Origin of the sequence: Psychrobacter sp. AOP5-GZ1-6 (assembly GCF_052376345.1) — a bacterium.
GTDB lineage: Bacteria > Pseudomonadota > Gammaproteobacteria > Pseudomonadales > Moraxellaceae > Psychrobacter.
The window spans coordinates 1-3,601 of record NZ_JBQSVP010000202.1 but is presented as its reverse complement, the minus strand read 5'-3'; the positions used below and the strand labels follow the sequence as shown (position 1 = coordinate 3,601).

The following is a 3,601-nucleotide window of genomic DNA, read 5'->3' as shown; positions in this document are numbered from 1 at the left end:
AGACGTTATAACGCAAACTAATCCGTTATAGCGCAATTAGAGACGTAATAGCGTACTAAGATTAGCTTTATGTATTTTTGAACTGTAAAAAATGATTTATATCTTTGTTCGTTTGAGTTTGATCCTCTAAAGTTATCCACAATCAAAATTAAAAGTTCTGTAAAAGAAGGGTTTTTATTTAGTAACTTGTTTAACTCTTGTTTAACTCTTGTTTAAGGAGCATTTTTAACCTTTAAAATCAATTACTTACGAGCTTAAAAAACAGTAAATGAAGCGAGAAAACAGTAAATGAAGCGAGAAAACAGTAAATGAAGCGAGAAAACAGTAAATGAAGCGAGAAAACAGTATAAAAATAAATATTGTTTTTAAAATTGTTTTAACTATAATAGTATTTAAAACTGGTTATTAACAAGCAGGTGAGAATATGGAAAATTATATAGTCAGTCAGTCTAACGATTTAGTTTTAGCAACGTATACGATGACTACTAAAGAAAAACAGCTGCTGCTTGCGTGTGTTAGTCAGATAGATAGCAGAGAGGGCGCACGCGAAATTACCAAGCAAACAAAATTTACTATTACAGTTGAACAAATTAGAGATGTTTTTTACAACAAGGGCAACGACAAAAACTTATTTAGAGATTTGAGTGAAGTTAGCGCACGACTACAAGATCGTAAAGCAACGATACATATAGCCGAAGGAGACAAGCTAGTAACCAATTTCGTGAGCGCTGTGCGATTCCAAAAATTTAAAGGGCGCGTAATACTAACGTTCGCAGAAGATATTCTTCCTTATTTGACTGAACTAAAAGCTAATTTTACAAAGTATCGCTTGATTGAAATATCGCAATTATCGAGTACGCACGCGATACGATTGTACGAATTAATTGTGTGTTGGACGGGCTTATTTACATACAAACAAGAGTTTGAATTAGACGATTTTCGGTACGTCATGGGCGTTTCGGGAAAATACAAGCAGTTTGGACAGCTTAAAGAATCTGTGATAGACAAAGCTATAGCCGAAATAAACGAACACACTGATTTTAATATTAGCGTCGAATATCGCAAAGTTGGACGTACGTTTGTAAGTATGACATTAAGATTTCACAAAAAATCATTAGCAAAACTGGAAGATAAGAAAGGCAAAATTTCAGAAGAAATGCTTAGTGCTATCGTACGTTCAAACCAATTCGAAGCTGATTATAATGATTATCATCGTTTGAGCGGACAGGGTAAGCGCGATAGAGACGCATTCAGAAGTGAGATGAAGAATTTTATTGCTACGTACCCCGAAGATTTTGAGGAAAAGCCCCTAGAAAATTATTTAAAATAGTAGCGGATCGCTCCGCTACGCTGCTATTTCGCTTTATATTTTTTGTACAGCCTACCGCTGCGCAGCACTGGTGGTATGGCTTCAACGGCACAGCCCATAAGGATCAGAAGCATGAAACCAACAGTAGAATATACAGAAGATAAAATCTATATCAATGACGGTGTTGGCACTTACTCAATCACTCGTAGAAACGATGATATAGATAACGTGGAAGTTCAAGCCACATTGGATATGATAGAGCGTGATCGCTTTTACAGTTCGGCTAATTTTGTCGATGACTTTAACAAAAACCTCGAAACGGTAATCCTTGCTACACGCGGCGGCGGTAGCGGTGCTAGGGCTTGTAGAGATACATTGCTGAGCTTATACAATGGCTCAGCATACAAAGCCAACTTGTCGGATTGGTACAGCTTAGACAGCAAAAACAAAGCCTCTTTGCTCTTTGTTTTAGAGCATCAGACAGCGAATAATCGTCAAGATATTGATTTATATTTACCTCAGTATCAAGACGACTTCAAACGCATGAAAAACGAAATCTCTGAAGATTAGGGTCGATATACATGCTTTTTGGGGGCGTTATCGCGCACTGGTAGCGTCTCTGTGCTCTTCTGCTGCGTCTCGGCAGTAATAACGGGCTTAACAGCTATATTTAGCGGTGGCGGCGCTATAGCGTCTTTGTATAGCTCTTTGTTTTGCTCCGTCTTGATCTGCATACCGATTTCATAATTATTGTCATCTTTAATTTTCCGTCGAATGCGGCTGTTATCGTATTTCTCATTAGCTACAGCGGTAAAATTTTCAGGTGTGAAATCCTTATTGTATATACCGCCTTCAAGTCTTATTCGTAAAGGCTTTTGGTTTTTATCAAGCAATAACGGGTGTGAGATGGTGATTGACTTGTTCGCAGTGTTTTCAAGAATAAGATCCAAGCCCGTCGTCAGTTCATGCACGACGGCTTTTCTGTCGTGTAGCTCAGTGTTGCGCTCGCTAAGCATTGCTAACATGTGACGATGAATAGACGCTCGCAGCTCATCACGTCCAGCGAGATCAAGCTCGCTTTTTTTGCTATCTTTTTTCGCTGTTAAGTCAAACGGACTGGGCTTCGGGGCAGAACCTAAATATTTATTGATTTTTCTATGTCGTCTTGGATCGTTCGGGTCAGCTACAGCATCACCTTTCAACGTTTTTAATTCCCTATTTATAATATTTTTCCATGCATTCACGCGGCGCAGGTCTGTACCCGCGTAAAACGGCTGTAAGCGCTTTCCTGTGCGCAGCTCATGACACGGAATCACAAAATTCAGCTCTAGACGACCGCTCCGCTCTGTTCCTTCGATCTGTTTGCCGTCTGCATCAACGTCAAAACGGTCTTTATCGCTGTGTTCTATCCATAATATGTCGTACTGGTCGGGGTCTAATCCTGGGAACAATGTCGTTTCAAAGCTGCGCATTATTGCTAATTTATCAGTTTCGCTAATCTCGTCTGCACGCTCTGCGAATGACAATACGCCGCTTGTATATTTGTTCTCAAATTTAGTCGCATTGATTAAATGTTCAGTAATATCAGGGTCTCCAGACAAAACTCGCGCAAACTTGCGATCTTTCTCAGCACCTAAAAAATAGTTAATAGGCTTGCTTCCGCGTTCTTTTGAACGTCTAAAAAATTTAACGATCATCTGAATTATCCTTTATCGCATCGGCAATATTTTGATCAATTAATTGTTTAAGCATCAAGCGAATAGCAGAAATCTCATTCAATACGTTTTGATCCAGCGATTTTTCAGTATTAACGTAACGCGCAAGCTGATTTAAGTTACTGCCAATACGACCAATATTTCGTACCAGCTCCGCATCTGCTTGATGAGTTGGAACAATGTCTAGAGCAACTTGGCGCAGCCAACCTGCAAAAGTATTTCCACTTTGACGCGCTAAAACTTTCTCATATTCACTTTCGTTAAAACGAACTTTCGTTACATTCGTTCGCATCTTCTCATCAGATAATTTGTACTTTTTATGCGTAGTCATAATTTGAAATCCTTGCGCAATGGCGGTTTTGGTTTTTGGGGGTCGGGGGGGTTTCCCCTTCGCCTGCACCCTAGAACCCATTTTGTAGCGCAGCGGAAAAAGGGGTCTCTAGGGAATGCTGGCTAAAAAAATATGAACTGTTTTATTTACTTTTTTATACTGACACAACATGGATTTTTTGGCTAGATAGCTATATTTGACTGGGTTTGCAGAAGTTAAGATTTTAATCGGTAATAGAACAAACTA

Annotated in this window: 4 protein-coding genes; 2 read left to right on the top strand and 2 right to left on the bottom strand. The window is 39.2% G+C overall.

The window, feature by feature from the left end; translation table 11 throughout:
• The first annotated feature begins 424 nt into the window (after window positions 1–424).
• Both ACT3RN_RS14920 and ACT3RN_RS14915 read left to right on the top strand, forming a co-directional pair.
• Window positions 425–1,330: a replication initiation protein gene (locus ACT3RN_RS14920; protein WP_444518780.1), complete on the top strand. Its 906-nt coding sequence runs from the start codon at window positions 425–427 to the stop codon at window positions 1,328–1,330.
• Between the two features lie 111 nt (window positions 1,331–1,441).
• A complete protein-coding gene (locus ACT3RN_RS14915) occupies window positions 1,442–1,879 on the top strand; it encodes a DUF7673 family protein (RefSeq protein ID WP_444518779.1) in 438 nt (145 codons plus the stop codon).
• Here ACT3RN_RS14915 and ACT3RN_RS14910 read toward each other — a convergent pair.
• Window positions 1,876–3,006, bottom strand: coding sequence for a relaxase (locus ACT3RN_RS14910; protein ID WP_444518778.1), 1,131 nt, complete (start codon window positions 3,004–3,006; stop codon window positions 1,876–1,878). The two genes, ACT3RN_RS14915 and ACT3RN_RS14910, sit on opposite strands and share 4 nt — an antisense overlap.
• Window positions 2,996–3,355 (bottom strand): plasmid mobilization protein, encoded by a 360-nt coding sequence (locus ACT3RN_RS14905; RefSeq protein WP_444518777.1) that lies wholly within the window; start codon window positions 3,353–3,355, stop codon window positions 2,996–2,998. The genes ACT3RN_RS14910 and ACT3RN_RS14905 overlap by 11 nt, the downstream gene beginning before the upstream one ends.
• Between the last annotated feature and the right edge of the window lie 246 nt (window positions 3,356–3,601).